At 59.3% G+C, this 26,041-nt stretch carries 26 protein-coding genes and 2 pseudogenes; 14 read left to right on the forward strand and 14 right to left on the reverse strand.

Annotated elements, in window-relative coordinates:
• Positions 1 to 77: 77 nt before the first annotated feature.
• On the forward strand, positions 78 to 1,010 hold the full coding sequence (locus CFAEC_RS00410) for an aldo/keto reductase (protein ID WP_290277784.1): 933 nt from the start codon (positions 78 to 80) through the stop codon (positions 1,008 to 1,010).
• A gap of 8 nt (positions 1,011 to 1,018) precedes the next feature.
• Here CFAEC_RS00410 and CFAEC_RS00415 read toward each other — a convergent pair whose 3' ends face one another.
• Together CFAEC_RS00415 and CFAEC_RS00420 are read right to left on the reverse strand one after the other, a co-directional pair.
• The gene (locus CFAEC_RS00415; RefSeq protein WP_290277786.1) at positions 1,019 to 1,912 is read right to left on the reverse strand and encodes a CE1 family esterase; all 894 of its coding nucleotides are present in this window, start codon (positions 1,910 to 1,912) and stop codon (positions 1,019 to 1,021) included.
• A gap of 42 nt (positions 1,913 to 1,954) precedes the next feature.
• On the reverse strand, positions 1,955 to 2,866 hold the full coding sequence (locus tag CFAEC_RS00420; protein WP_290277787.1) for a CE1 family esterase: 912 nt from the start codon (positions 2,864 to 2,866) through the stop codon (positions 1,955 to 1,957).
• 224 nt (positions 2,867 to 3,090) lie between these two features.
• Between CFAEC_RS00420 and CFAEC_RS00425 the strand changes: the two genes are divergently transcribed.
• The 5 genes from CFAEC_RS00425 (at position 3,091) to CFAEC_RS00445 (ending at position 8,687) form a co-directional block, all read left to right on the forward strand.
• Positions 3,091 to 4,707 (forward strand): AbgT family transporter, encoded by a 1,617-nt coding sequence (locus CFAEC_RS00425; protein ID WP_290277789.1) that lies wholly within the window; start codon positions 3,091 to 3,093, stop codon positions 4,705 to 4,707.
• A 31-nt stretch (positions 4,708 to 4,738) separates the two neighbouring features.
• Positions 4,739 to 6,124, forward strand: a complete 1,386-nt coding sequence (locus tag CFAEC_RS00430) for a M20 family metallopeptidase (RefSeq protein ID WP_290277791.1) — start codon at positions 4,739 to 4,741, stop codon at positions 6,122 to 6,124.
• Between the two features lie 267 nt (positions 6,125 to 6,391).
• Positions 6,392 to 6,778, forward strand: coding sequence for a YidH family protein (locus CFAEC_RS00435; protein WP_290277792.1), 387 nt, complete (start codon positions 6,392 to 6,394; stop codon positions 6,776 to 6,778).
• Between the two features lie 11 nt (positions 6,779 to 6,789).
• A complete protein-coding gene (locus CFAEC_RS00440) occupies positions 6,790 to 7,116 on the forward strand; it encodes a DUF202 domain-containing protein (RefSeq protein WP_290277794.1) in 327 nt (108 codons plus the stop codon).
• A gap of 929 nt (positions 7,117 to 8,045) precedes the next feature.
• Entirely contained in the window at positions 8,046 to 8,687 is a 642-nt protein-coding gene (locus CFAEC_RS00445; protein WP_290277797.1) for a PIG-L deacetylase family protein, read from the forward strand.
• Between the two features lie 318 nt (positions 8,688 to 9,005).
• On the opposite strand, the gene CFAEC_RS00450 is transcribed toward CFAEC_RS00445, so the two are convergent.
• The 3 genes from CFAEC_RS00450 to CFAEC_RS00460 form a co-directional block, all read right to left on the reverse strand.
• Positions 9,006 to 9,542: a SixA phosphatase family protein gene (locus tag CFAEC_RS00450; RefSeq protein ID WP_290277799.1), complete on the reverse strand. Its 537-nt coding sequence runs from the start codon at positions 9,540 to 9,542 to the stop codon at positions 9,006 to 9,008.
• A 146-nt stretch (positions 9,543 to 9,688) separates the two neighbouring features.
• The gene (locus tag CFAEC_RS00455) at positions 9,689 to 11,212 is read right to left on the reverse strand and encodes a mannitol dehydrogenase family protein (protein WP_290277801.1); all 1,524 of its coding nucleotides are present in this window, start codon (positions 11,210 to 11,212) and stop codon (positions 9,689 to 9,691) included.
• A gap of 45 nt (positions 11,213 to 11,257) precedes the next feature.
• On the reverse strand, positions 11,258 to 12,658 hold the full coding sequence (locus CFAEC_RS00460; RefSeq protein ID WP_290277803.1) for an RbtT/DalT/CsbX family MFS transporter: 1,401 nt from the start codon (positions 12,656 to 12,658) through the stop codon (positions 11,258 to 11,260).
• Positions 12,659 to 12,852: 194 nt separating this feature from the next.
• Here CFAEC_RS00460 and CFAEC_RS00465 point away from each other — a divergent pair, with 194 nt between their 5' ends.
• Positions 12,853 to 13,695, forward strand: a complete 843-nt coding sequence (locus CFAEC_RS00465) for a DeoR/GlpR family DNA-binding transcription regulator (RefSeq protein ID WP_290277805.1) — start codon at positions 12,853 to 12,855, stop codon at positions 13,693 to 13,695.
• On the forward strand, positions 13,695 to 15,083 hold the full coding sequence (xylB, locus tag CFAEC_RS00470) for a xylulokinase (protein WP_290277807.1): 1,389 nt from the start codon (positions 13,695 to 13,697) through the stop codon (positions 15,081 to 15,083). Before CFAEC_RS00465 ends, xylB begins: the two co-directional genes overlap by 1 nt.
• A 2-nt stretch (positions 15,084 to 15,085) precedes the next feature.
• Here xylB and CFAEC_RS00475 read toward each other — a convergent pair whose 3' ends face one another.
• The 5 genes from CFAEC_RS00475 to arsB all read right to left on the reverse strand — a co-directional run bounded on the left by CFAEC_RS00475 (position 15,086) and on the right by arsB (position 19,057).
• Positions 15,086 to 15,712 carry a hypothetical protein gene (locus CFAEC_RS00475; protein ID WP_290277809.1) on the reverse strand — a complete coding sequence of 209 codons (627 nt, stop codon included), beginning with the start codon at positions 15,710 to 15,712 and terminating at the stop codon, positions 15,086 to 15,088.
• A gap of 13 nt (positions 15,713 to 15,725) precedes the next feature.
• A complete protein-coding gene (gene panC, locus CFAEC_RS00480) occupies positions 15,726 to 16,607 on the reverse strand; it encodes a pantoate--beta-alanine ligase (protein WP_290277810.1) in 882 nt (293 codons plus the stop codon).
• 1 nt (position 16,608) lies between these two features.
• A complete protein-coding gene (gene panB, locus CFAEC_RS00485) occupies positions 16,609 to 17,418 on the reverse strand; it encodes a 3-methyl-2-oxobutanoate hydroxymethyltransferase (RefSeq protein WP_290277812.1) in 810 nt (269 codons plus the stop codon).
• 89 nt (positions 17,419 to 17,507) lie between these two features.
• The gene (locus CFAEC_RS00490) at positions 17,508 to 17,930 is read right to left on the reverse strand and encodes an arsenate-mycothiol transferase ArsC (protein ID WP_290277813.1); all 423 of its coding nucleotides are present in this window, start codon (positions 17,928 to 17,930) and stop codon (positions 17,508 to 17,510) included.
• Positions 17,927 to 19,057: an ACR3 family arsenite efflux transporter gene (arsB, locus tag CFAEC_RS00495; protein WP_290277815.1), complete on the reverse strand. Its 1,131-nt coding sequence runs from the start codon at positions 19,055 to 19,057 to the stop codon at positions 17,927 to 17,929. The genes CFAEC_RS00490 and arsB overlap by 4 nt, the downstream gene beginning before the upstream one ends.
• A gap of 82 nt (positions 19,058 to 19,139) precedes the next feature.
• Here arsB and CFAEC_RS00500 point away from each other — a divergent pair, with 82 nt between their 5' ends.
• Positions 19,140 to 19,487: an ArsR/SmtB family transcription factor gene (locus CFAEC_RS00500; RefSeq protein WP_290277816.1), complete on the forward strand. Its 348-nt coding sequence runs from the start codon at positions 19,140 to 19,142 to the stop codon at positions 19,485 to 19,487.
• An 8-nt stretch (positions 19,488 to 19,495) separates the two neighbouring features.
• On the forward strand, positions 19,496 to 20,500 hold the full coding sequence (locus CFAEC_RS00505) for an ArsO family NAD(P)H-dependent flavin-containing monooxygenase (RefSeq protein WP_290277819.1): 1,005 nt from the start codon (positions 19,496 to 19,498) through the stop codon (positions 20,498 to 20,500).
• 10 nt (positions 20,501 to 20,510) lie between these two features.
• Here the strand turns inward: CFAEC_RS00505 and CFAEC_RS00510 are convergent, their stop codons facing one another.
• Positions 20,511 to 21,077, reverse strand: coding sequence for a DNA-3-methyladenine glycosylase (locus tag CFAEC_RS00510; RefSeq protein WP_290277821.1), 567 nt, complete (start codon positions 21,075 to 21,077; stop codon positions 20,511 to 20,513).
• A gap of 135 nt (positions 21,078 to 21,212) precedes the next feature.
• Here CFAEC_RS00510 and CFAEC_RS00515 point away from each other — a divergent pair, with 135 nt between their 5' ends.
• Together CFAEC_RS00515 and CFAEC_RS00520 are read left to right on the forward strand one after the other, a co-directional pair.
• Positions 21,213 to 21,818: an HAD family hydrolase gene (locus CFAEC_RS00515; protein ID WP_290277823.1), complete on the forward strand. Its 606-nt coding sequence runs from the start codon at positions 21,213 to 21,215 to the stop codon at positions 21,816 to 21,818.
• Positions 21,815 to 22,372 (forward strand): gamma carbonic anhydrase family protein, encoded by a 558-nt coding sequence (locus CFAEC_RS00520; RefSeq protein ID WP_290277825.1) that lies wholly within the window; start codon positions 21,815 to 21,817, stop codon positions 22,370 to 22,372. Before CFAEC_RS00515 ends, CFAEC_RS00520 begins: the two co-directional genes overlap by 4 nt.
• Positions 22,373 to 22,513: 141 nt before the next feature.
• On the opposite strand, the gene CFAEC_RS00525 is transcribed toward CFAEC_RS00520, so the two are convergent.
• Together CFAEC_RS00525 and CFAEC_RS00530 are read right to left on the reverse strand one after the other, a co-directional pair.
• Entirely contained in the window at positions 22,514 to 23,743 is a 1,230-nt protein-coding gene (locus CFAEC_RS00525; RefSeq protein ID WP_290277827.1) for a Fic family protein, read from the reverse strand.
• 149 nt (positions 23,744 to 23,892) lie between these two features.
• Positions 23,893 to 24,248, reverse strand: a pseudogene (locus CFAEC_RS00530) (DNA-3-methyladenine glycosylase); the annotation flags it as partial.
• Between CFAEC_RS00530 and CFAEC_RS00535 the strand changes: the two are divergent.
• A pseudogene (locus tag CFAEC_RS00535) lies at positions 24,242 to 24,658 on the forward strand (gamma carbonic anhydrase family protein); the annotation flags it as partial. The pseudogenes CFAEC_RS00530 and CFAEC_RS00535 sit on opposite strands and share 7 nt — an antisense overlap.
• Before the next feature lie 189 nt (positions 24,659 to 24,847).
• Positions 24,848 to 25,519 (forward strand): NPCBM/NEW2 domain-containing protein, encoded by a 672-nt coding sequence (locus tag CFAEC_RS00540; RefSeq protein ID WP_290277829.1) that lies wholly within the window; start codon positions 24,848 to 24,850, stop codon positions 25,517 to 25,519.
• Positions 25,520 to 25,577: 58 nt separating this feature from the next.
• Here CFAEC_RS00540 and CFAEC_RS00545 read toward each other — a convergent pair whose 3' ends face one another.
• The gene (locus tag CFAEC_RS00545) at positions 25,578 to 25,835 is read right to left on the reverse strand and encodes a LuxR C-terminal-related transcriptional regulator (RefSeq protein WP_290277832.1); all 258 of its coding nucleotides are present in this window, start codon (positions 25,833 to 25,835) and stop codon (positions 25,578 to 25,580) included.
• Positions 25,836 to 26,041: the final 206 nt, after the last annotated feature.

The following is a 26,041-nucleotide window of genomic DNA, read 5'->3' on the forward strand; positions in this document are numbered from 1 at the left end:
TTACTTGAAAATTAAAGCAACCCTGTTATGGTGGGGGGAGACCGAGAAACCCAGACACACTTTCCAAGGAGAACACCATGGTCCACATCAAGGGCACCGACTTCGACATCTTCCCGCTCAACCTGGGTGGCAACACCTTCGGATGGACCACTGATCAGGAGCAGTCCTTCGCCGTGCTGGATGCCTTCCGTGACGCAGGTGGCAACTTCGTGGACACCGCCGACATGTATTCCGCCTGGGCCGACGGCAACGAGGGAGGCGATTCCGAGAAGGTACTCGGCGCCTACCTCAAGGCCCGCGGCGGTGCCGATGATCTGATCATCGCCACCAAATCCGGAGCACTCGAACCACATACCGGCCGTTCCCGCGACGCCACCTTCGCAGCGGTTGATGCCTCCCGCGCACGTCTCGGCGTCGAGACCATCGATATCTTCTACTACCACCACGACGATGAGACCATCTCCATAGAGGATCAGATCGCAACGGCCGAAGAACTCATTGCGGCCGGGAAAATCAAGCACCTCGCACTGTCGAACTACTCCCCGGAGCGTCTGCGCGAATTCTTCGAAAAATCCGCCGACTCCACCGCCCGTCCCGTCGCCGTCCAGCCACAGTACAACCTGTTGACCCGCCATGACTACGAGACCGGCATCCGCCCGATCGTGGAGGAATTCGGCCCCGCCGTCTTCCCCTACTTCGCCCTGGCCTCCGGCCTGCTGACCGGAAAATACTCATCCAAGGAGGACCTTGAAGGTCGCGCCCGCGCAGGATTTGCTGAAGGCCAGGCCACCGATGAGGCATTCGCACTCATCACGGAACTCCGCGCCGTGGCCGATGAACTCGATTCCGCACCCGCCACCGTCGCGCTGGCCTGGCTGCTGGCCAAGGGCGTGACAGCGCCGATCGCCTCGGCCACCAGCCCCGATCAGCTCCCCGAGCTGATGGCGGCCCCAACGCTGAAGCTTGACGACGCCCACCTCACCCGCCTCGACGCCGCCTCTGCTCCATAAGCGGATTTTCAGTCCTGTTGTTGGAAGAAGTCCCACGTCAGATCAGCTACGGACGGGGTGTAGAACCAGTCATGGCCACCGCCGGTGACTGTCACCAGCTCTGTGTCTGAATCACAGGACTCAGGGAAGAGGGATGATCTGCCGGGGTGGACGGAGCAGTGGTTCCGAGTGGCAGCTGCGTCCAATACCTCTCGCACACCCAGGTAGGTGGCCTCGTGGCGGATTCCGCCGTCAAAGTCCATGAGGCTGTCCTCGGCGCCATGGATCAGCAGGGTGGGTACGGTTTCCTCTGTGTCCGTGGTGTCACAACCAGTCACGGCCGGGTCATAATAGGCCCCGGCGACAGAGGTGATGCCATCAACCAGGTCCGGGGCATGACATCCCAGTGCCGCGGCCATGCCACCGCCGTTGGACATGCCAACGGCATAGATACGCTCGGGATCACCGCCGAGTGTGCTGACCGTTTCGTGGATAGCCGTCTCCACATAATTGATGTCCTGCTCCATGGTTGTCAGGGCATAGGGAGCACCGGCCCACGCATTACCCACCCCTTGGCCGTAGATGATGATGGCCTCGTTGTTGCTGGCCTCCTCAAGCCCCGCATAGGCACGGAAGCTGGCGGCGGAATCACCCATGCCACCAAATGCCAGGATGACCGGGTAGTTCTGGGCAGGATCATGGTTGGCAGGTAACTTGAGCAGATATTCACGGTCCGTGCCGTCCTGGGCGAAGGAGGTGCGGATGAGGTTGGTATCCATGACATCACTGGACATGGCTGTCGGCTGGTTCGGCGCCTGTGCTGAAGCAGGTGCCATCGCCAGTGCCGTGGTGGTCGCGAGGGTGACAGCGAAGGTTAAAGTACGGAAAGGATGCTCCATGGGCACACCATGGTAGTGAAGCATCACCTCCCGTGCAGGAATCTAAAAAGTCGCGGGCGTAGGTGATCAGCCCTGCCTGCGGAAGAACTCCCAGACCACGTCCTCTGCCTGGGGATCGTTGAACCAGGTGTGACCACCACCGTTGACGCGGACGAGCTCAGTGTCGTGGAAGCAATGGGCCGGGCGGAAAGTGGTGGTGCCGTAGTGCTCGGTGGTCTGGTTGACGATCGCGGTGGTGCAGCCGTTGCGGAACGCAAATGATTCAAAGGTCTGATAAACGCTTCTATAGGGAGCACCGTGACGGGTGCCGCCTCCATAGGCGATGGTGCCATCGTCGGTTCCGTGCATGAGCAGTGTCGGGACAGAGCTACCCATGCATCCGGTGACCGTCGGATTGTAGAAGGCCCCGGCGACGGTTGCGATGGCGTCGACAAGCTCTGGCGCGTGGCAGCTGAGCGCTGCCGCCATCCCACCACCGTTGGACAGGCCGGTGGCGTAGACGCGGCTGGTGTCGCCTGAATGGTTGATGATGGCATCGTTGATGGCGGTGCGGATGTACTCAATGTCCTGGGACATGGTGGTGCTCGCATACGGCGCGCCGGCCCAGGCGTTATTGACCCCCTGGGCGTAGATGATGATGGCGTTGCCACGGGCGGCCTGCTCGAGATCGGAGTAGTCACGGAACAAGGTGGCGGTTTCCTGCCAACCACCGAAACCGATGATGACCGGATAGCGCCGTGTGTGATCGAAGAACGCAGGAACAGCGATGTGATATTCCCGATTGACACCGGCCTGGGTGAAGGACCGGTGGATGAGGTCATAGGAGGTGGAACCAGCAACAAGCTGGGACGATGACTGCTGGGTGCGAACAAAATCCGCATCCGAGCTCTGAGCCACGGTGGAGGTGGGGGTGATCGCGATTGCTGCGGTGGCCATCATCGTGATGACCATCGACAGCACGCGGGAACGGAGCGTCATGATCTGTAGATCGTAGATGCCCGCAGAGTGTTTCGGCAGGGGGTGGAAAGGTGTATTCCTCAGCGCTTCCGCTTATGGACGGGTGGTGGAGAAATAACGTTTGCATAACTCTTGTTGTGAGCCATAGCGAGCTGATTGTCGATGCCCATAGTGTTCAATTCATCCATGGGGTTTCGTCTCTCATCCGGGGCGCCCCACACCTGAGCGCAGGAGTACAAGAGACGATGAGTACTGACCAGGATGCAGGATCCACCGCCGCCAACACCAGGGACCAGTCCGCCGACGCCCCCACGAGCACCGTGGGTCGATGGAGCGACAAGTTTCTCACGGGAGTGGAGAGACTGGGCAACAAACTGCCCACACCCTTCACACTCTTTCTTATATTGTTCCTGATCACCGCCCTCGCCTCGTCGATCATGGCGTGGATGAACATGTCGGTGATCGTTCCGGGATCCGATGAGGAACTGTTCATCCGGGGCCTGTTCACCGGGGAGGGGATGACCTGGCTGACGGTGAACTTGGGAGCCAATTACATCGGCTTCCCACCGCTGCTGACCGTCCTCCCGATTCTGCTCGCCGTGGGTGTGGCGGAACGCTCAGGAATGTTGTCAGCGCTGATCCGCAAGCTGTTTGGTTCGGCGAAGAAGCTGGTGCTGCCGTATGCCGTGGGTGTGATTGGTGTGACCGCCTCCGTGATGGCGGATGCCGCCTTCGTGGTGGTGCCTCCGCTGGCAGCCATGGTGTTCAAGGCGGCTGGCAGGCATCCGGTTGCCGGCCTGCTGGGTGGATTCGCCGCCGTGGGAGCAGGTTATTCCACGGCACTGGTCCCCACCAGCTTGGATGCTCTGTTCGCCGGCATCACCAACGCTGTCATGGAGACGCTCCCGGGACTGGAAACCACCGAGGTGAACCCGGTCTCGAACTACTACTTCAACATCGCCTCGTCGATCGTGCTGGGTATGTTGTGTGGTTTTCTCATCGATAAGGTCCTGGAACCACGGATGTGGCGACAGAAGATCTCCACCGACTACGCCGTGGAGGATGACAGCCTCAACGACGATGACATCTCCCCGACCCTCACCGTCCATGAGAACCGTGCCCTGGCTGTATCCCTGTGGATGACCCTGTTGGTGTCCATCCTGGTGGTGGTTGTGGTGCTCATCCCGAACTCACCGTGGCGCAACGAGGGCGGTGGATTCCTACCCCAGTCACCACTACTCAGTTCCGTGGTGTTCATTGTGTTCCTGATCTTCATGGTCATGGGAATCGCTTATGGAGCGGTTCTGGGAACGATCAAGAACATGGAGGATGTTGTCCGCATGATGGGTGAATCCATCAAGGACATGATCGACTTCCTGGTGTTGGCGTTCATTCTCGGTCAGTTCGTTGCCCTGTTCAACTGGACCGGTATCGGAACGTGGACTGCGGTTCAGGGTGCCGCGGGGCTGGAGGCCATCGGTCTGACGGGGTTCCCTGCCATCATCGCCTTCATTCTCCTTGCTTCGTGTCTGAACCTGTTGATTATTTCCGGTTCTGCAATGTGGACGCTCATGGCTGCGGTATTCGTCCCGATGTTCGCCCTGTTGGGTTATGAACCCTCCTTCGTGCAGGCGGCGTTCCGTGTGGGTGACTCCGCCACCCAGGTGATCACACCGCTGAATCCCTACATGATCGTGATCCTCGGGCTGCTGCGACGCTATGAACCTGATGCGGGGCTGGGGACCCTGATATCCCGATTGATCCCCTTTGTCATCCCATTCTGGCTAGCATGGGCTTCACTCCTGGCGGTCTGGTTCTACGCGGACCTGCCTCTCGGACCTGGATCCGGCATCTTCCTGTAAGTCACGAACGATCATCTCCTGAGGGATATCCATGAGCAGTAAACAACCGCTACCACCATCAACCGTGTACCTGGATTACATGGAGGAGGGGATCGCCAAGCGGAAGATCGAGGCGGAACGACTGCTCGCCACCGCTGAAGGGGCCGTCGCTGATTACCCGGGGCAGACCGTGATGTGGCGGGACATTCAGGAGAAGGGCGAACGGCTCCGCGATGATCTGCGCGATCTCGCCTTTGATCTGCATGATCATCCGGAGGAGGCGTTCGAGGAGTTCCATGCGTGTGAGCGGATCGTCGACAAGCTCTCTTCGCACGGCTTTGCCGTGGCAACCGCCGTTTATGGCGTGGAGACCGCACTCGAGGCGAGCTGGGCCACCAGTGGTTTTGATGCGGAGAGGCACCCGACGATCGCCATTCTCGCGGAATATGATGCGCTGCCGGAGATCGGGCATGCGTGCGGACACAACATCATCGCCGCCGCGGGGGTTGGCGCATTCCTGGCGGCCACTGCCACGCTCAGGGATATGGAACTCAAGGGCCTGGATCACCTGGGATTTGAGGGCCGGCTGGTGCTGCTGGGAACCCCGGCGGAGGAGGGGCATTCCGGTAAGGAATACATGATCGCCGGTGGTGCCTTCGACGGTGTTGATGCGGCGATCATGATGCACCCGTTCGCCTATGACCTGGCTGAACACATCTGGGTGGGGCGTCGCACGATGACCGCCACGTTCCACGGCGTGTCAGCCCATGCCTCCGCGCACCCCTATATGGGGCGCAACGCACTCGATGCTGCGAGCCTGGCGTACCAGGGCCTGGGTGTGCTGCGGCAGCAGATGCCGCCGAGTGACCGTCTGCATGCGATCATCACCGAGGGCGGTAACCGGCCCAGTGTGATTCCGGATGCGGCGACCATGGCGATCTATGTGCGGTCCCTGCTCCCGGATGCCCTGGTTGATCTCTCGGCCCGGGTGAATGACGTGATGGAAGGCGCTGCGAGGATGGCCGGAGTGGGGCTGGAACTTGACTGGGACATCCACCCCGCCAGCCTGCCGGTGCGCAACAATCACGTCCTCGCCGGCCGGTGGGCCCGCACGCAGCAGCTCCGTGGCCGGACCGCGCTGCCGGAGGGGATCCTGCCCGATACCCTGGCGGCCTCCACCGACTTTGGCAATGTCTCCCACATCATCCCCGGCATCCACCCGATGGTGAAGATATCCCCGGAAAATGTCGCCCTGCACACGAAGGAATTTGCGGAGTACTCCCGCACCGAAGATGCCGTGGATGCCGCGGTGGATTCCGCCATCGGCTTGGCACAGGTGGCTGTGGATGCGCTGGCGGATCCGATGTTGCTTACCGCAGCCCGCGCTGAATTCGAGGCATCCGGCGGAGTGCTCAAGGTTGCTAACTACCTGGAGTAGTGGTGAGCGCCGTTGCGTTGCGTGCCGTCGCGGTGGGCGCAGTACGTGGTGTGCAGTACGGGGGACCCTGGGTGCTAGGCGTCAGGTGTGCACCGCACACGTCGCGCCGTGCACTCACCGGTCGTGCTGACGCGGGGTCTGCCACCGCGCCGACATCGGGTTGGTATTGGGCTGGTATTGGGCCACACGGTACACCCCCATCAGCGGGAACTAATTTAAGCTGAGATAGACATTCTCATCCGTTGATTCAAAGGGAGCTGCCCATCCATGCCCAATGCAGATGCCACCGGTGAACGCGGTCGGTTTGCCCGGACAGTTTTTCCCGACGGGAATGAACCCGATCCACGCTTCACCCTGGCCAATGAGCGCACCTTCCTCGCATGGACACGGACCTCCCTGGCATTTCTCGCCGGTGGCATCGCCTTCGAGGCATTTCCCATTGATTCGCTCGATCCCACCCTGCGCACCGGGATTGCTGTGTTCATCATTGGTGTTGGCATGCTCATCGCAGCCGGTGCGGCAGTCCGGTGGGTGAATGTCGAGCGGGCTATGCGTACCGGAAAGCCGCTGCCCGTCCCCGCGATCGTGCCCTTATTGTCCATCTCTGCTCTGGTGGCCGGTGCAGCCGTGCTCGTTTTGTTTGTCATCGGATAAGGAGAATTGATGTGAAATCACAACCGCTCCATAACGATCCGGGTCTTCAACCCGAGCGCACGATTCTATCGTGGAACCGCACCACTATTTCCATGGCAGTGTGCACTGCGGTGCTCCTGCGCTGGGCCAGTTTCTATGGTGCAGCCATCCTCGTCCCAGTGGTGTTGCTGATGAGCCTGGCCATGCTCATTCTGGTCACCCAACGCATCCGCTACACCAGACAATCCCGTGGTCTGGCGCAGGACTATGTTTCGCCCAATGTCATCGGGGTGGCCGCTTTAACGTTCACCGCCCTGGTGTTCGGTGCCACCGGTATCTTCTTCGTGCTGGCGCATTGATCGACACCCTTTCCATAAGGGACGAGGCCTGCAGGCCAGCCAGTGGATAACGTGTTAATTAAGAAAATGACACGAATTCATTACTTTTGTTGCGGGGGGTTTCGCTGAAGCGATAGAAGTGCGAACATAATCGATATCACCCCGGATCGATGTGGGAATCGGTTTGGGGGGTGAGGGAAAACTCTGATTGGTGTCGCAATCTTGCTAGCGAATCGACTACTCGAGGCCCGACCTGTGTGCCCTCCAGTCAGAGAAGCCTCCCATCGCGGGATCCCAGTGGGATATCGCGGTGGGAGGTTTTTATTTATCCCTGAACTTTAAACGTGGGGTTCACTCAAGGAACCGACATTATTTTCCACAGAACCTCTGTGACCTTGCTAACCCCTGTGACCTTGCTAACCCCTGTGACCTGGAGAACCGCCTGTATGAGGCCCTGCAGCGCGCAGCGGAATTCAGCTGCTCCCAATTTTGGGGGCTGTTCTTCCCAAGTCAAACGGATGAAGCTTGAAGTCCAACGGGCCTTAGCGATCGTGGTTAATCGTGCCGTTAGGTCTCGGGCCTGGGTTTCAGGCCCGTGAATAGAGAAGACGATTAAGACCGGTTATGGCGAGCTGAGACCGTCGAAAGGTGTCAAAAACAGCGAGAGTCATCAAGAGATAAGACAGGCACAGGGTGCCGCTACAGGGAGGGAGGGCTTCAGAAGAAGCATGCCAATCATGTTGCTTGTGTGCGGAATGATCGGATTTCTGGTTGCGTCCTCTATGGGGTTCAGCAATGTGCGCCGACGGATCTTAAGGAGATTTCGCCGGGCAGACCTGCTCATTAGAGCCACGGTCGCGGTTTCTCTGGTTCTGGTGCTATTGAGTTTTGTGTCATGGGTGTGGTTCAGGACTAGTTCCATCGCTGACCTGCTCTTATGTGGATTTTTGATGGTTTCTGTGGCTGTGGGGGCTCTCGTCTTTGAACGATTCCGGATCCTTTCCCAGCCTGCGATCAGTCACCGTACCTTTCTGGTGGTGGCGGCACATCCTGGGGACGCCATCTACGGGGCGGTGGCCACGCTGGCCAAACTCCGGGACCGACATCATGAGATTCACGTGTTCACCCTCACCAATGGTGGTTCTGATGATGAGGTGGAAATGCTTCCTGATAAGTGCGGGTCTTGGGCGCAGTTCGTCGGTTGTAGTTCCTTGACCTTGGGCAATGTGCCAGTGCAGCATGTTGCAGCCAGACGTGAGTACATCCGTGCTCTCATCCGCGAACAGTTGGAGAAATATCGTCCTGACGCCATCCTGACCCATTCAGTGCATGACACCAATAAGGAACGGGCGATGCTTGCTGATCTGGTGATGCAGATGTCCACGGTGAGGCAGGCCGTGTACGGGTTCCGGTCACCGACCAGCGACGGGCGTTTTTCCTCGGACTGTCGCTGTGATGTGGATGCGTATCTGCTCATGAAGGATTATGTCCTCCGCGACTACCATGGCACCCGGGATCCCTGGGATCACGGTGTGCGCAAGGAGTCATTTGAGGTCATCCGTGCAGGTTCTTCCACCTCATTGCAGTGGTAAGCAGTGGTAGTCAGTGGTAGCCGTGAGGATGGAAATCATCAGCGTATTAGTTGAGAAGCAGGTCAAAGCTCTCGAGTTTTAAACCCGAAAACCGGGTGTCCATAAGAACGCCGGTGGCCAGAGAGTGGCTGATGGTGGCTGAGAGACAACCGCCAAATGCAATAAACCCATCGCCAGCCAGCAACGGTTAGACGATGACGTGAGCTGCCGGTGCGCCTCTGATCAGCCCGCAATCACGCACCGCCTAACAGCCGCCAAATAGCTGGCCGAATAGCCACTGGACAGCTACCGAATAACCACCAGGCAACCTTTCAGTTGTCAGCCACGCGGAATCACAAAATCTGTGAGCCGGGCAGTACCGGTGGACAGGTCTTTCCAGGGGGTATCAAATTCCAACACTGCGATCGCACTGGTGGGGAATTTTTTATCCATCTGCGACCATCCGGGGTGATCATCCTCCGCCGCAAAATGGTGCGCCAGTTCCACCACACCCGGCCAGTGGCCGATGAACAGCGCGGTTCCCGCTGTCTCCGGGATTCGGAGAACCAGGTGCTCGAAATAGGACACTTCGGTTTCGTAGATCTCATCGTGATAGTGAACCGCCGTGCCGCCGGCCGCACCGCCGCCACCACCCGCCGCCACAGCCCCGCCAGCCTGCGCACGTTCCCAGGTCAGACGCGTGCGGGCGGCTGTGGAACATAACACGTGATCAATCGGGCCGATGTTGTCCGCCAACCACTTGCCTGCAGCCTTGCCATCGCGATGTCCGCGCTTGTTCAGCGGGCGGTCATGATCCGGTTCGGGTTCAGCCCAGGAGGATTTGGAATGGCGCAGAATAACCAGGCGGTGATGCATGAGCCTCATGATAGTCCGGAAAACGCCACCCCACCTGGCAACCAGGGAAGCTCCCCAGGCCGTGCTCGTGGCGTCCGCGCTGCTGCACGGCGGTTCACCCGCTTGACGACGACCCGCACTCCACAGTGGGGCGTCGATAAGCGTGTTTAAACGGTGACTTTTGCAAGAAGCATGTCCAGGGTGGCCTCAGCGCCGTGTTCATGGAGTGAGGTGAGCGCCTCGGTGTAGGCGGCGGTGAAGTCGGGTGAATCGATGAGATCCCCGAACAGGCCACGGTCACGAAGGAAGGCGAGCACATCCTCGTGGTTTCGGGAGGCGTTCTCCCGCACACGATCCACGAGTCGGTCCACCACAGTGATCGGCTGGCCGTCCTCGTCGATACCCTCCGCATAGCGCGCCCAGGAGGCGACGATCGCTGCGGACAATCTGATTTCACCCCCATTGGCTAGATTCTCCTGGATCACGGGCAGCAGCCACTTGGGGATGCGGTCGGAGGATTCGGCGCACAGACGTGCCACTGTGTCCTTAACTGAGGCATTGCCGAACCTGGCAATAAGTTGGTGACGGTAGGAATCCAGGTCCACGTCAGGCAACGCCTGCAGGGTCGGGGTGGCCTCGCGTTCCATATAGGCGAGCAGGAAGTCACGGAAACGTCGGTCTGACATGACCTCGTCCACCATCCGGTGGCCAGCGAGGTAGCCAAAATAGCACAGGCCCTGGTGGGAGGCGTTGAGGAGACGAAGCTTCAGCAGCTCATAGGGTTCGACATCAGCGACCACCTGGACACCGGCCTGCTCGAAGGCGGGACGGCCGATGGTGCCATCGGGATCGGCTGTGAAAGTGTTTTCCAGTACCCATTGCGTGAAGTCCTCCGCGACCACGGGCCAGGCATCTTCATAACCGGTGGCCAGCACATCGGCACGATCCGCATCGGTGGTCTCCGGGGTGATGCGGTCCACCATGGAATTGGGGAACCGGACATTATCCGCTACCCAGGCGCCTAGCTGGGGGGAGACAGAGTCAGCGAAAGCCATGAAGAACGTGGCCGCCAACTCACCGTTACCCTGGATATTATCGCAGCTCATGATGGTGAAAGGTGCAGTATCAGCAGCGCGTCGGGTGATCAATGCTGCAGTGATGAGTCCGAAGAAGGTCTGCAGTCCCGAATAATCACCGGCGCGGATCATGTCCCGGTCCTGCGTGATGCGGGGATTGGAATGGTCGAAGTTGCCTGTGGCGGGATCAATGTTATATCCACCCTCGGTGACGGTGAGGGAGACAATGCGGATTCGCGGATCGGCGAGGGTTTCTACGGCGGCAGTTGGATCGTCCGGTGCAAACACATAGTCAACAATGGAGCCGATGATGCGCTGTTTCCTGGAGTTATCCGGGGCTTTGGTGGTCAGCGTGTACAGGTGATCCTGTTTTTCTAGTGCATCGCGCATCCGGGCATCCGATGGCATGACACCCATGCCGATGATGCCCCAGTCCAGTGCTGTGCCCTCATTCATCAGGGAATCCAGATACATGGCCTGGTGTGCGCGGTGGAAACCGCCGACGCCGAAGTGGACGATGCCCGGTGTGACCTGGGTGCGGTCATAGGTTGGAATGGCCACACCGGTGGCGGCTGTGATGGCGGGAAGATGAGCGGTAGTGAGCTGCAGGGGCATGGATTTCTCCTTGAAGTACCGAAGGTGTGCGGCTGATGGGTGTGTTTAGGGTGCGATGTTGCTGGTGGTGATGTGCTTATCCACGGTTGCTGTTTCCTCCGTGGGGTTGTTTCTCGCGAGGTCGGTGATCTCTGCGCCTTCCTTTAGGGCTGGAACACCGTCGAAACCTGGCTGGGTGCCACGCAGCTGAAGCGTCATCCAACCGGAGAGCAGGTAGAGGCCGATCATGATGAAAATGAGACCGGTGGCACCGATGAGAGGGTGGAAGACCGCCACCAGGAGCGGACCGACAGCCACGGCTCCACCCACGCCCAGGTTGTAGGTGGCCATGGCAGCACCGGGGTGTTTCGGATCAAGCGATACCGCGATGGCTGACAGGGGAACGAAGCCTGCCAGTGAGATACCGAAAAGAGCACCCGCCGCAATGGTGATACCGAAGACCAGACCATCACTCAATCCTGCCCGGACACCGATGAGCGGGGTGAAGTACACCAATGACAGGGTGGCTGCGCCGCCTATGGAGCCAACCCAGAAAACCGTGCGTGCCCATCCATAGCGGTCACCGAAGTTGCCGAAGAAGGGATTAAACGGCAGGTTCACGGCATAGATGACGGTGGTGAGGATGAGAAACCACCCCAGCTGCCACCTGAGGTCTTCGGTGAAGAAGGAGGGAAAGAACACTGCCATGGCATAGGTGGGGATGGAGTTGATGGTGCGGATACAAGTGACAAAACGGGCCCGGCGATCATGGCGCAGCAGCGTGAAGCCCTGTCCGAGAGTCTGGGTGACATCCTCAGGGTTTGATACCAGTGGATGGCGGCCACGGCGTTCCTTCACGCCCAGCAGGGCAATGAGGGAACCGATGACCACCAGTATCAGAGAGACCCACAGGGTTTGATAGAAACTGAGGTCCACCCACTGCATGGAAATGGTGGCTACCAGTGCGCCCAGTGTGGGCAGACCTGCCGAGAAGGCCACATAGAACCAGCCCACGCTGGTTCCCAGCTGTTGTGGGGATGCGGTGGCGGTGATCCAGACCAGGAATCCATAGGCAAAGAAGGGGTATCCGAAACCACGGAGCCCATAGGTGAGGAAGATGAGCCAGGTCTGGTCAGTGGTCAGTGCCACTGCGAGGAAGGCGAGTTCGAAGATGATCCAGATTGCCGCACCGAGGATCATTACTTTCCGTGGACCCCACAGGTCAGAGAGTGCTGCTGCGAAGAAAGCTGCAATAGCCACGGCCACACCGTAAACGGTGATTAGGCTGCCGGCCAGCGAGACACTGAAACCATGTTCGGAGCTGAGGAAGGGTTCGAGGATGTTGGTCTCCACGCCGTCGCCGATCATGAAGATCGTGAGGCCGATGAAACCGAAGATCAGTGCCCGGGGGATGCCGAGACGGTCCAGAACGCCCGGTTGTGTCACCGGTACCTGTGGAGTGGGCATGTTGTCGCCTTTGTTAGGTTTGTTAGATGCAGTGGGGAAAAACTGTGCCAAGTAGAGATTATTCATACTGTGGTGGTGCAGATCACGTGAATCTATCACCAATCTAACGCCATTATGTTGGCAAAAAGCAATACCCAACATAAAAATGTTAAAAGCTGCTGGTTCTAACAACAGGGGCGTGGTAGCTTTTTCACATGGCCCACATAACCCCCGCCACCGCCCAGGAGCGGCGTCGAGAGCGCATCATCTCCTACATCACGCGACATGGTTCCGCGCGCGTGGAACAACTGGCAGAGCATTTTGATGTCAGCGCGATGACCATCCACCGTGATCTGGAGGCACTGGCTGCGGATAATCTCCTCGAACGCATCCGGGGTGGCGCGCGCTCGGTGTCGCCGTCTATGAGTGAGCTGGCGGTGGGGCAGCGCAGACACCTGCACCGGACCACCAAGGAGGCGCTCTGTGCCGCTGCCGCGCGTCTCATTCCCGAAGGTGCGGTGGTGGCGATTGATGATTCCACTACCCTCGAAGCCCTGGTGGAACAACTCCCTGAACGCGCGCCGTCGGCATTGATCACCCATTCCCTCAAGGCAATGAGCGATCACCGCCGGCGCGCCGGGATGATGGATATCCGCCTCATCGCCTGTGGCGGACTCTACTTTGCGGAAACGGATTCCTTCCTCGGCACCACCACCACCGCGCAGCTCAACCAGTTATCTGCAGATATTTCCTTCGTATCCACCACCGCACTGCGAGAGACTGGTGATTCTGCTGCATTATTTCACCCGGATATGGAGGCCGCGGACACCAAACGTGCGGTGATCGGCATCGGTGCCATCAAAGTGCTGGTGCTGGATTCGAGTAAATTCGGCTCACCCGGTGTCTTCCGTGTGGCCCCGATCGATCATTTCGATCACATCATCATTGACCAGAAATGTAGCCGTGAGCAGCGTGAACTTCTTTCACTCTGTCGCGCCCAGATCCATGTCGTCGATGTGGATGGGAATGAGACCGCCCTCCAGAAAGGGGAAAACTGATGGCACTGGTGCTGGGCATCGATAGTTCCACCCAATCGTGCAAGGCGGTGCTTGTCGACGCCGCCACCGGCCACGTGGTCGATGAAGGCCGTGCGAGTCACCCTTCCGGTACGGAGGTGGACCCTGCCGCCTGGATCGAGGCTCTTGACATCGCCACCGAGGGGCTCCTGGGGCGTGCTGATGCTGTGTCCATCGCCGGCCAACAGCACGGAATGGTGGCCCTGGACGCCCATGGCGACCTGGTGAGGCCCGCCCTGCTGTGGAACGACACCCGCTCCGCACAGGCGGCGCGTGATCTCAATGAGGAGATCGGTGGTACTGATGTTGCTGTGGACGCCACCGGCAGTGTGTATCTGGCTTCCATCACGGCCACCAAGTTACGGTGGATGAGAGACCATGAACCCGATAATGCGCGTCGCACCGCTGCGGTGCTGCTCCCGCATGATTACCTCACCTGGCATCTGCTGGGCAAAAAGCGCATGGTCACTGACCACGGTGATGCCTCCGGCACCGGCTATTACAGCACTCGTTACCGTGCCTGGAGGCCTGACCTCGTGGAACTCGCATTCGGGCGCGGGGTGACCCTGCCTGACCTTTTAGGTCCGAACGAGGTGGCAGGGCGCACCAGCAGTGGCGTGCTGGTTGCCCCCGGGACTGGTGATAATGCGGCCGCCGCCTTGGGATTGAGCCTGAAACCAGGGGATGTCAGTGTCTCCATAGGCACGTCCGGGGTGGCTTCAGCCACGGTGGATGACAGTGTCCACGATCCATCCGGACTGGTCACCGGGTTTGCCGATGCCACCGGTGCCTATCTGCCGCTGTCCTGCACCCTCAATGGCGCCCGTGTCCTGGAACTCGGTCGCCGTATCCTGGGGGTGGAATGGGAGGAATTTGATCGCTTGGCGTTAGCCTCCGACCCGGGCTCCGCGGGGTTGGTGCTCCAGCCCTACCTCGATGGTGAACGTACCCCGAACCGGCCTGGGGCAACCGGGGTGCTGGCGGGACTCACCAGCGCCACCACTCGGGAAGACTTCGCACGTGCCACCGTGGAAGGCCTGCTTAGCTCCATGGATGATGCCGTCACCGCATTGGTTGATGCTACTGGTGTCCCTGCGAAGCGCATTCTGCTCATCGGTGGTGGTGCCCGTTCGGAGGCGGTACGCCAGATCGCCCCGGAGGTATTCGGTACGGATGTGGTGATCCCTGAACCTGCAGAATACGTCGCACTCGGTGCCGCCCGGCAGGCTGCATGGGTGCTGTCAGGTTCGGGTAAACCACCAACGTGGGATATCGCGGGGTCTACAACCATGTCCAGACAGAGAAATGATGAGATTGCCGTGCGCTACGCCCGCCTCCGGGAAGCGACGCGGGACTGGTGTAACCCCTGACGCTACCGGAAGTTCCGCCTAGCCTCATTGGCGGCTTCGGCACCAATGACCCAATCATCAATCTGGGTGGCCACCCGTTCGGCTGCCGCGAGGTTTCCAGAGTGCAGGGCAAATTGGGCATCGCTGACCAGCAAGTGCCATTTGGGAGCGGGAATGGGGTATCCGGATTGATGGGTGTAGTCGTGAAAGGCGCACAGCTGGTGTAGAAGTGCCAGCTCAGATGGGTCGCGGGTGTCAGTGATCAACACCGGTAGGTTCAGGTCGACGTCTTTACCCTCCCGTTCCTTCCGCGCCAGGAACCAGATGCGTCCCAGTGCGAGCGGGGTTCCCACCACAACCAGAAGCATCAGAATTCCGGCCAGAATGATAAGAGCGGTGGAATCAATCGCAGCGCTTAATACCGCCAGGACCGGGATGAGTAGACCCGCACCCATCAATCCAGCACGCGAGCGTTTCGCACTCTGAACTGCCCTGGTGGGTTGATCACTGGGAAGGAACGCTCTCAATGCGGCTCTATCCGGCACGACGATCGCGCGTGATCCGCTGCTCAACTCGGCGTTGGTGACCCGCGCCATCTGGCGGAAATCACGGTGGCCGAGGATCTCAGGGAGCAGTGGATGCAGTGACATGGTGATTCTCAGGTTAGCGCAGGTCCCGATCACCGGCGGGGATCAGTTCACCATTGTCGATCAGCCTGACCGCGCCGACATGGATTGCGGCGACCACGAGCGCTGGGCGGTCCAGCGCCCCGGAAACCGCAAGGGGCTCGAGGGTGGCGGCGTCGACAAGCTCCAGGTGGTCCAGTCGCACCCCGTCCGCATTGCGCAGCTGCGCACGCGCCCCCTCAATATCCAGCGGTTGGTTGCCTGCCGCGCGCTCGGCGAGCGTGCTGAGCACGCGGGGGAGTGCGAGCGCGGCCGTGCGATCGGTGTCAGAAAGACGCTGGTTGCGGCTTGATTCCGCCAACCCGTCAGCGGCGCGGATGATGGGCACGGCACGGATGTCCAGCGGGAAATCCAGATCCGCCACCAGGCGGCGGATCACGGCCACCTGTTGCGCGTCTTTTTGCCCGAAGTAGGCGCGGTCCGGTCGCACCAGGTTGAAGAGCTTTGCGACGACCGTCGCCACCCCATCAAAATGTCCCGGCCTGCTGGCGCCCTCAAGCCGCTCGCCCATCGCACCGGTGCGCACCCACAGCAGGGGCACTCCGGTGGGGCCGTACATCTCCTCCACCTCGGGGGCGAACACCACATCCACACCCTCGGCTTCCATAAGCGAGAGATCCGCGTCGAGCTGGCGGGGATAGTTGCGGTAGTCATCGCAGTCGCCGAGCGCCTCGAACTGCAGGGGATTGACAAAAATGCTGGCCACCACGGCATCATTTTCCTCCCGGGCTGCCGCAACCAGGGAGGCATGCCCAGAGTGCAGCGCTCCCATCGTGGGCACCAGGCCTATGGAACGGTGGTGGCTCCGGATCTCCGCCAGGGCAGCGGCCAGCTCTTTTTTGGTGCGTGCAATCAACATGTCAGTAGCTCTCCGCCTCGCCGGGGAACGCGCCGGAGTTCACATCTGCGGCGTAGGAGCGGGCTGCGTCGAGGAGCTGATCACCCAGCGTGGCATAGTCACGCACGAAACGGGGTTTGCGGCCGCGGTTGAATCCGAAGGCATCCTGCCACACCAGTACCTGACCATCGGTACCGTTGCCTGCCCCGATGCCGATGGTGGCGATATCCAGCTGGCGGGTCACCTCGGTGGCCACGTCTGCTGGCACCATCTCCAGAACCACGGCGAAGGCGCCGGCGGACTGGACGGCGTGGGCATCGGCGATGAGCTTGTCCGCACCGACACCACGACCCTGGATCACCGGACCGCCGAGGGCATGTTCGGACTGCGGGGTGAAACCGATGTGACCACAGACGGGGATGCCGGCATCCACGATCCGGCGGATGGTGGAGGCCATCTCCACACCACCCTCGATCTTCACGGCCGCCGCACCGGTCTCGCGCATGACACGCACCGCGGATTCCACGGCCTGCTGTTCACTAACCTCGTAGGTGCCGAAGGGAAGATCCACGATCACCAGGGACCGCTTGGCGGCGATGGTGACAGCCTTGGCCAGCACGATCATCTCATCGAGAGTGATGGACAGGGTGGTGTCCCGTCCCAGCACCACATTGGCGGCGGAATCACCGACCAGCAGCATATCGATGCCCGCCTCATCAAAGATGGAGGCGGTCAGCGCATCATAGCTGGTGAGGACGGAAATTTTGGTTCCATTGGCCTTGGCCTCATGGATATGACGGGTGCGGATCTTCTTTGCATCAATGCCAGACATGTCGATGAGTATAGATGTGTTCCGAAACACTCCGTCAACGGCAGTGTTACTTGATCGGTTCCGTGGTGGCTACCTCGGTCTTATTCCATCTACGAGCGCTGGATGGTCTCGCAGAGCCCGAGGACGCGGGCGTCGATGTCATCGCGGACCAGGCGCATGCGCTCGAGCCCTTGGATGCCGCGCTCAGACGGCTCATCGGTGATCCACCGATCCAGGGTGCCCCGGGCATCGGCGGGAAGTTCCAGCTGGGCATCGGCACCGAGGATGATCACGCGGTCAACGCGCTTGAGCAGTTCCGGATCAATGCCCTTGGGTGAACCCTTCGACATGTCGGCACCTGCTTCGGCGATGACCTCGACAGATGCGGCATTGAGCTTGCTGCCCGGCTTGGTGCCGGCGGAGTGGATCTCCAGCTGGTCGCCGGCGTGCTTTTCGGCGAGTGCCGCGGCCATCTGGGACTTGCCGCCGTTGCCGACGCAGACGAACAGAACGGAAAGGTTTGAGGTACTCATGATGTGATGGTCTCCTGATGGTTGCTGGGTTGAGTAGTGGTGGAACGGGTTGGGGGCAGGGTCGGATCACCGGGGAAGAGCTTCGGGCCCAGCCAGAGCATGACGTACACCAGACCAACGAGCACCGGGATCTCAATCAATGGCCCGATGGTGCCAGCCAGAGCCTGGGCGGAGGTCGCCCCGAAGGTGCCGATGGATACCGCGATGGCCAATTCGAAGTTATTGCCCGCGGCGGTGAAGGACACCGACGCGGACTGGGAATAACCCATCCCGGAGAGCTTGGACGCAAGCAGGGAGATGAAGAACATGCCCACGAAGTAGAGCAGCAGCGGTACCGCGAGGCGCGCCACGGTCAGGGGTTGGGAGGTGATCTGTTCGCCCTGCAGTGAGAACAGCAACACGATGGTGTACAACAGGCCGACCAGGGACAACGGGGAGATGGCGGGGAGGAATGTCGATTCATACCAACGGCGTCCCTTGACCTTCTCGCCGATCACACGGGAGAGCACACCGGCCAGCAATGGGATGCCCAGGAACACCAGCACCGAGCTCACAATCGACCAGAAGGAGAACTGTGCGGAGGTGGTTTCCAGGCCGAGCCAGGACGGCAGGAGCTGAAGATAGAACCAGCCAAGGACACCGAACATGATGACCTGGAAGACGGAGTTGAGGGCTACGAGCACGGCGGTGGCCTCGCGGTCACCGCAGGACATGTCGCTCCACACCAGCACCATGGCGATGCACCGGGCCAAGCCGACGATGATCAGGCCGGTGCGGAGCTCCGGTTCGCCTGGCAGGAAGATCCAGGCCAGTGCGAACATCAGGGCCGGGCCGATGATCCAGTTGAGGATGAGTGAGACGCCCATCAGACGTTTGTCAGAGGCGATCTGTTTGGTCTTGTCATAGCGGACCTTGGCCAGCGGTGGGTACATCATCACCAGCAGGCCGAGGGCGATGGGCAGTGAGATCCCGCCGACCTCCATAGAGCCGAGGAAGGGGGCAAGCCCTGGGATGCCGCGGCCCAGCAGGAGGCCGAGCGCCATCGCGAGGATGATCCAGACGGGAATGTATTTATCAAGGAAGGAAATGCGGGCAGGTTGTTCCCGGGTCTGGGTGGGCGCGGTCATGCGTCACCTCTCAGTAGTATCGATGGTTATCGATATTCAAACTACTTCCAATATCGACGTACGTCAATATATAGTGGGGAACATGACCGCCTCCCAGATACTTCCCCTGACTGACCTGTCCGACTGCTGCTCACTGGCCACCGGCCCCCTGTCTGATGATGAGGCCGAGCGCTATGCCACCCTGTTCAAGGTACTGGCTGAACCGGTGCGGTTGCGGCTGCTGTCACAGTTGGCTGCCGGTGGATGTGGGCCGGTCAGCGTCAATGAGCTCACTGAATTGATGGGGTTGAGCCAGCCGACCATCTCCCACCACCTGAAGAAGATGACCGAAGCCGGCCTGCTGGAACGCACCCGTGAAGGGCGCACGGTTCTGCACACGGTGCGTCCTGAACTGTTCGCCGAGTTGCGCACCGTTCTGCAGATCGGTTGATTACACCCATGGCACAAGACGCTGACCACACCTATGAGGCGATCATCATCGGAGGCGGTCAGGCAGGACTTGCCACCGCCTATTATCTGCTCCGGGCAGGGGTTAACACCCTGGTCCTGGATGATCAGGACACTCCCGGTGGTGGATGGCTGCATGTGTGGCCTTCCCTAAAATTATTCTCCACCGCGGAGTTCTCCAATCTTCCCGGTTGGCCCATGCCCGCTTATGGAGGGTTTCCTCCAGCCGCCCACGTCGTGGACTATCTCACCGCCTATGAGCAGCGCTACCGGATCCCGGTGGAACGTCCGGTCACCGTGGATCGGGTTGATCATGACGGTGAACGTTTCCACGTCCAGGCGGGCCATCGCTCGTGGACGGCCAGGAATGTCATCGCCGCCACCGGCACCTGGTCCGCGCCCTTCGCCCCGACCTACCCTGGGACATTCAACGGAACCCACTGGCACTCCGCGAACTATCCCGGCATAGAAACATTCCGGGGCCAACGAGTGGCCGTGGTGGGTGGTGCGAACTCCGGGGCACAGATCGCAGCGGAACTGACCACAGTGGCCGAGGTGACCTGGTACACCCGGGAACAACCTCGCTGGATGCCAGACGATGTGGATGGCCGGGTGCTGTTCCGACGTAACCGGGAGCGGGCCTTGGCTATCCAACGTGGTGAACCCGATCCGGGGGCCGATTCGGATCTGGGCGATATCGTGGTCCTGCCTGAGGTCCGCGAGGCCAGGGATTCCGGCCGCTTACAGGCCACACCCACGTTTTCTTCCCTGGACGAGGTGGAGGCGGATCATCTGATCTGGTGCACCGGATTCCGGCCGGCGATCAGGCCGATACGTCGCCTTCTGAAAAACGGTCGGCCGCAACACCCCGGCCTGCATGTGGTCGGTTATGGCGACTGGACCGGACCAGGCTCAGCGACGATCACCGGTGTCGGCCCCAGCGCCAAACAGGCAGCCCGCGAAGTCGCCGCATCAGTGGGTAAAACGGTGAAATAACCCCCCGGGTTCAGAGTTTAGGCCGTCCCCGACGCACACTCACTGTTGGATCACCGGGGATCCAGAAACGCAGCGGTGCGTCGGTGTTCTTGGAAATCCCGATGCGTGGGCCACTGACCCATTCCGGACGGTCGGTGGGTTCCTCCAAGTGAAAATCAGGACCGTTGACCGGTGCGTGATTATCGGATATCTGCAGGTTGAGGGCCTGGCCCAGGTTGCCGGGCCCCTGCGCCAGGCGGGGGAAGGGGACGGGGCCGCGGCGTCGATAAGCTTCTTCTTCCCCGGCCACCACCTCGCCCGCACGCAGCAGGACACCCTGCCCCGTGCCCTCCGGCGCGCAGGCAATATTGCCCGCGCGGTGGATGCCATAGGAGATATAGACATACATGTGGCCACCGGGGCCGAACATTGCGGCATTGCGGGCGGTCTTGCCGCGGTGCGTGTGGGCGGCGGCGTCCTCGGCACCGAGATAAGCCTCCACCTCCGTCAGGCGGATCGACACCCCGTCGTGGGTGAAGATACAACCCAGAAGCTGTGGGGCGACAATATCTGCGGTCTGGAGGAAATCAATGGACATGGCAGCGATTGTAGGTCGGTGAGCTTGTTACGGTTCCAGGCTCGCGATTCCGGACACAGCGGTGGCAGAAGTACCTAGACTGAAAGAAAACCGCTTATGGACGACCAGCCCCACCAGTGTGGCAAGGAGGCCTGCATGGCTACTTCACCCAGAACATACCTTTTTGATCTCTACGGCGTGATCATGAAAGTCGAGGGGCCCGCGCAGTTCGAGCGGGTGAACCGCGTGATCGGCGAACCTGGCAAGACCGAGCTGCTGCATGAGGTGTACCGGGAGCTGCGCCCCGATCTGAACGCCGGACGCATCACCGAAATCAGCTATTGGAACCAGGTGCAGGCCCGCGTCGGATTATTGGATTTCGACTTCGGCGAGGCCATGGCTGCTGACTACGCGGGCATCTCCGAAATGGATGAGCAGGTCAAGGCCTTCGTGGATGAACTCAAGGCCCGGGGGCACCGGATCGGGGTGCTCTCCAATATCCCCCAGGGTGTGGCGAAGAAGCTGCGTGACGTGCATGGAGACTGGTTGAATTCCCTGGATGCCGTCCTCTTTTCCAGTGAGATCGACACCGCCAAGCCAGACCCCAAAGCCTATGAACTGGCCATCGAGGCCCTTGGGGTGCCGGCTTCAGAGATCACCTTCATCGATGACCGCCAGGTCAATGTTGAGGCTGCCCGCGAGGCAGGCATGAACGCAATCCACTACTCAACTCTTGATGCACTGAAGGCGGAACTTCCATGAACAACGGCCCCCTGATCCTCCCATTCAACGGCAAAACCCCACGCATCCATCACACAGCCTGGATCGCACCCAATGCCACCATCATCGGCGATGTGGAGATCGGCCCGGACGCTTCAGTCTTCTATGGCGTGGTGCTGCGCGGCGATGTCAACGCCATCCGCATCGGCGCGCGAACCAACATCCAGGACAACTGTGTTCTCCATGTTGATGGCGACGCCCCCTGCACCCTCGGCGATGATGTCACCGTCGGCCATATGGCGCTCGTCCACGGCGCGACGGTGGGCAACGGCACCTTGGTGGGCATGAAAGCCGGGTTGCTCTCCCGCAGCGTGATCGGTGAAGGTTCCCTCATCGCCGCCGGTGCGGTGGTGCTGGAAGGCCAGGAAATCCCCGCGAAATCCTTGGCCGCCGGCGTGCCGGCGAAAGTGCGACGAGAGCTTGACGACGAACAATCCGCCGCCTTCATTCCTCACGCGGGACGCTATGTCGAGACCTCCAAAAACCAGGCTTCCATAAGCGAAGCATTGTCGCTGGATGAGGTACGTTTTAGCTGAGTTCTCCGGTCATAGTGCTGTTCTCGCCGGCGTGATAGCTTGAAACAGTCAGTGGATGTCTTATCTCCACATATCTGAGGTAGGGGAGTTTCAGATGGGTACACCTTTTTGTCAGCCGGACCATGGTTGAGGCGGCCTGGGTTAATCCATCTGGATACCCAGTAAACCAACCCCCTGTGAAGTGAGGGTATAGCGCAGGGGCTTATGGGTAACGAGGTGAACCAAATCAGCTTCCTTTAGTTCCTTCAGGTAGACACTGATCGTCTTTTCCGAAAGCGCAATATATCTTTGGGCACCTTTGAGCGACAGGGTTTGATCAGCACCGAAAAGATAGATTTGGCCCAGGAGGAAAAGAAGGTTGACATGATGATCTTTCCATTCCTTCTTTTTTCTTAAGGAAGCGATGGAATCCCGTAGGTAACCCATGAGGTGGTTTCTGGCTTCGAGGTTGCTCAAGAGATCAGACTGGGCATCAATGAGGATGTTGAGCATGATCAGGGCAAATGGTGTCCCATCTCCACGATTTAACGGGGACTCCACTTCCTGGAATGCCTTGTAATAGTTTGATTTGTCAGCATTGATCGCCCGGGAAAGAGTGAGAGCTGTAGGTGGTGACAATAACTTGCTCAACTGGGTCCCCAGAAGATATCGCCCGGTACGTCCATTGCCATCATAAAACGGGTGGATTGTTTCAAACATGAAATGTGAGATCAGTGCTGGTACAAGACCTGGGATTTCGATATTGTGTACCGTATCCAGATAGATTTTCAGCGCACTGATAATCTTACTTTCTGGCTGAAAGCCACTGTGTACGACTTTCTGACGTGCGTCGTGGATATCCACGGACCCTTTTCGGAAGAGCTCACCATCTGGAACGTCATCCGCAGCCAATTCACCGTCCATCAGCTTGTCATACAGTTGACGTAGTTCCTCCGGTGAAGTGGGCAAAAGTCCTTCATTTCTCGCCAGGGCCAAGTAGAGGTGCGAGATTTCACGGAATCGTTTTCTGTCAGACCCGGTGTTTTCCTCCAATGCGGCTTCAATATCACGACGAGTTGAATGAACCCCCTCGATGGCATTAGTCGAAATCACTTCATCAAAGAGTAGCGATCGGAGATAGTGGTCGGTTGCTCCACCTGGGAGTGCCCGCCAGAGCTCTTGGATCTTTTGTTCTAACCGATAGATGCGCTCACTCTGGATTAATATTTCCGGGGTGATCAGGCAGAACAAAGGGTGGGGGCCGATAGGGAAATTCCAGCTGATAGTCGACTCAGAGTTAAACCTCGTTGTGTAGAGGGCTTCTGCACTGGCTGCATCATTGATATGGAATTCTTTCTTAAGCGTACGGTAAGTCGATCTGCGCAGCATCATGGACTTCTTCTTTTCTAATCATGCTAAATGGTCTGAAATTGTCATATTGAAGAAAAATTAGGGTCCCTAAACGGAAGAAAAGCAATTTTCTTCCGTTTAGGAACATGCTACACGGCTGCTAAAGGTGGAAATACACCAAAAAAGTCTTTTCAAGACTTGGTTTTAGGCCGTCCCCGTCGCACACTCACAGTGGGGTCACCGGGGATCCAGAAACGCAGGGGGCAGCGGCGTTCTTGGAGATTCTGATGCGTGGCCCGCTGACCCAGTCCGGACGTTCTGCGGGTTCCTTCAACTGGCAATTCGGGCCGCCTATGGGGGCGTGGTTATCGGATAGTTGGAAATTGAGCGCCTGACCCAGGTTGCCGGGCCCCTGCGCCAGGCGGGTAAAGGGGACGGGGCCGCGGCGTCGATAAGCTTCTTCTTCCCCGGCCACCACCTCACCTGCGCGCAGCAGGACACCCTGCCCTGTGCCCTCCGGTGCGCAGGCGATATTGCCCGCGCGGTGACGTCAACGCCATCCGCATCGGCGCGCGGACCAGCATCCAGGACAACTGTGTTCTCCATGTTGATGGCGATGCCCCCTGTACCCTTGGCGATGATGTCACCGTCGGCCACATGGCGCTCGTCCACGGTGCGACGGTGGGCAATGGCACTCTGGTGGGCATGAAAGCCGGGTTGCTTTCCCGCAGCGTGATTGGCGAAGGTTCCCTCATCGCCGCCGGTGCGGTGGTGCTGGAAGGCCAGGAGATCCCCGCGAAATCGTTGGCCGCCGGCGTGCCGGCGAAAGTGCGACGAGAGCTTGACGACGAACAATCCGCCGCCTTCATTCCTCATGCGGGACGCTATGTCGAGACCTCCAAAAACCAGGCTTCCATAAGCGAAGCATTGTCGCTGGATGAGGTACGTTTTAACTGAGTTTTGGTTGTTGCGGGATTGTGGGTGTTCTGCGGACAGAATCCACTAATTTTCCAGCGTGATATACATAGGCCCCATTCGGGTTAGGCCACCTGGACTAAATAGTAGTTTTTGTGCTAACTGATAGGGAAATAGCAGATATTCTTCGGGGAGTTAACAGAATATTCGCCGCCTGAATGGACCCCCATCATGAACTTTCTAGATGATTTCTTTTTTGCGCTGAGAAATGGCCAGATTGAGAAGGTTATTGCTCAGGTTTTGGCAATCATTGCCCTGGTTGCTTCTCTTGGTATCCTCCCGGCTATGGGATCAAGTACCTCGGATGAGGTTGCTCCCACGACCACTCCGACGACCACCGTCACCACTACTCCGAGCACAGTGCCGACCACGACTCCAACGACGGCGCCAACCCCGGCTCCGACGACAGCGCCAACTACCTCTACGACTCCTGTACCTTCAGTACGTTTGGTCGCCTTGGAGAGGGTTAATAGGTCCTTGATGGACACTGGTGTTTCCGTGGCTCTCAATGGCCGAGTGTACGAGAACTCACTTGCAGTGCAAAGGGGCGGGAGTACGAGCTTTGTCGAATACAACCTGTCTAGGGAGTATCAAACCTTCACCGCCACGGTAGGCATTGATGATAATGCCAGGATCGCAGCGCAGTATGGACTGGTGAAATTCTACGTCGACGGCGTTCTTATCAGAGAGGTCCGCGCAGAACTCGGCGATCCCGTTGAGGTCTCCATCCCACTGAATCAGGGGCTCCGACTCCGCATTGAAACGGCCAGCTATAAGCCTGATAACACAGTCTTATCCAATGAAAGGGGCATTGTCATCGGAAGTCCGATGGTTCATCGTTAGACCTAAAATGAAAGCTGGGCAATCGAGGGGCACTGCGAGCCTGCGGTGTCCTTTACTGCTAGTTGGCTCGAAAACCAGAATGTAGATGACCATCTTCCAAGAAGCACAGCAGTAGATCAGACTTCGTATGTGCGGACCGCTCCACGGCAGAGTATTTTTCCCTGACATTAGCAATGTGCGCGCGTACGGTTGGCTCCGCGAGGTGGAGGCGGCGTGCAGCAATCGCTTTCGAACCGGAGGCTATCCAGGTGAGGGTCACTTCGATCTCACGGGGTGTGAGACGTGGTTGTCGGGTGTTGCTCAGTGGAATATTCATGGCTCGCTCCTCAGAGGGGGGATAAGGAAGGCTACCGGTAGCTTTTCACCATGAAAGCCTGCAGGCCAGACCCCAAAAGCAGGGGCTCGTAAATATCATGTGATCAGGTTCGGTTTTATCACGGCTCTGATCTGTTGGGTAGCAGCATGCTACTTTGATGCGGTAAGTAGTTTTCAGACTCATGTTTCAACGACAGGGGAGTTTGT

The organism is Corynebacterium faecale, from assembly GCF_030408735.1.
GTDB classification, from domain to species: Bacteria; Actinomycetota; Actinomycetes; order Mycobacteriales; family Mycobacteriaceae; genus Corynebacterium; species Corynebacterium faecale.

Coding starts and splice junctions, on each gene's coding strand:
- CFAEC_RS00410 (WP_290277784.1), top strand. CDS start 78: ATGGTCCACATCAAGGGCACCGACTTCGACATCTTCCCGCTCAACCTG.
- CFAEC_RS00415 (WP_290277786.1), bottom strand. CDS start 1,912: ATGCTTCACTACCATGGTGTGCCCATGGAGCATCCTTTCCGTACTTTA.
- CFAEC_RS00420 (WP_290277787.1), bottom strand. CDS start 2,866: ATGACGCTCCGTTCCCGCGTGCTGTCGATGGTCATCACGATGATGGCC.
- CFAEC_RS00425 (WP_290277789.1), top strand. CDS start 3,091: ATGAGTACTGACCAGGATGCAGGATCCACCGCCGCCAACACCAGGGAC.
- CFAEC_RS00430 (WP_290277791.1), top strand. CDS start 4,739: ATGAGCAGTAAACAACCGCTACCACCATCAACCGTGTACCTGGATTAC.
- CFAEC_RS00435 (WP_290277792.1), top strand. CDS start 6,392: ATGCCCAATGCAGATGCCACCGGTGAACGCGGTCGGTTTGCCCGGACA.
- CFAEC_RS00445 (WP_290277797.1), top strand. CDS start 8,046: ATGGTTTCTGTGGCTGTGGGGGCTCTCGTCTTTGAACGATTCCGGATC.
- CFAEC_RS00450 (WP_290277799.1), bottom strand. CDS start 9,542: ATGCATCACCGCCTGGTTATTCTGCGCCATTCCAAATCCTCCTGGGCT.
- CFAEC_RS00455 (WP_290277801.1), bottom strand. CDS start 11,212: ATGCCCCTGCAGCTCACTACCGCTCATCTTCCCGCCATCACAGCCGCC.
- CFAEC_RS00460 (WP_290277803.1), bottom strand. CDS start 12,658: ATGCCCACTCCACAGGTACCGGTGACACAACCGGGCGTTCTGGACCGT.
- CFAEC_RS00465 (WP_290277805.1), top strand. CDS start 12,853: ATGGCCCACATAACCCCCGCCACCGCCCAGGAGCGGCGTCGAGAGCGC.
- xylB (WP_290277807.1), top strand. CDS start 13,695: ATGGCACTGGTGCTGGGCATCGATAGTTCCACCCAATCGTGCAAGGCG.
- CFAEC_RS00475 (WP_290277809.1), bottom strand. CDS start 15,712: ATGTCACTGCATCCACTGCTCCCTGAGATCCTCGGCCACCGTGATTTC.
- panC (WP_290277810.1), bottom strand. CDS start 16,607: ATGTTGATTGCACGCACCAAAAAAGAGCTGGCCGCTGCCCTGGCGGAG.
- panB (WP_290277812.1), bottom strand. CDS start 17,418: ATGTCTGGCATTGATGCAAAGAAGATCCGCACCCGTCATATCCATGAG.
- CFAEC_RS00490 (WP_290277813.1), bottom strand. CDS start 17,930: ATGAGTACCTCAAACCTTTCCGTTCTGTTCGTCTGCGTCGGCAACGGC.
- arsB (WP_290277815.1), bottom strand. CDS start 19,057: ATGACCGCGCCCACCCAGACCCGGGAACAACCTGCCCGCATTTCCTTC.
- CFAEC_RS00500 (WP_290277816.1), top strand. CDS start 19,140: ATGACCGCCTCCCAGATACTTCCCCTGACTGACCTGTCCGACTGCTGC.
- CFAEC_RS00505 (WP_290277819.1), top strand. CDS start 19,496: ATGGCACAAGACGCTGACCACACCTATGAGGCGATCATCATCGGAGGC.
- CFAEC_RS00510 (WP_290277821.1), bottom strand. CDS start 21,077: ATGTCCATTGATTTCCTCCAGACCGCAGATATTGTCGCCCCACAGCTT.
- CFAEC_RS00515 (WP_290277823.1), top strand. CDS start 21,213: ATGGCTACTTCACCCAGAACATACCTTTTTGATCTCTACGGCGTGATC.
- CFAEC_RS00520 (WP_290277825.1), top strand. CDS start 21,815: ATGAACAACGGCCCCCTGATCCTCCCATTCAACGGCAAAACCCCACGC.
- CFAEC_RS00525 (WP_290277827.1), bottom strand. CDS start 23,743: ATGATGCTGCGCAGATCGACTTACCGTACGCTTAAGAAAGAATTCCAT.
- CFAEC_RS00540 (WP_290277829.1), top strand. CDS start 24,848: ATGAACTTTCTAGATGATTTCTTTTTTGCGCTGAGAAATGGCCAGATT.
- CFAEC_RS00545 (WP_290277832.1), bottom strand. CDS start 25,835: ATGAATATTCCACTGAGCAACACCCGACAACCACGTCTCACACCCCGT.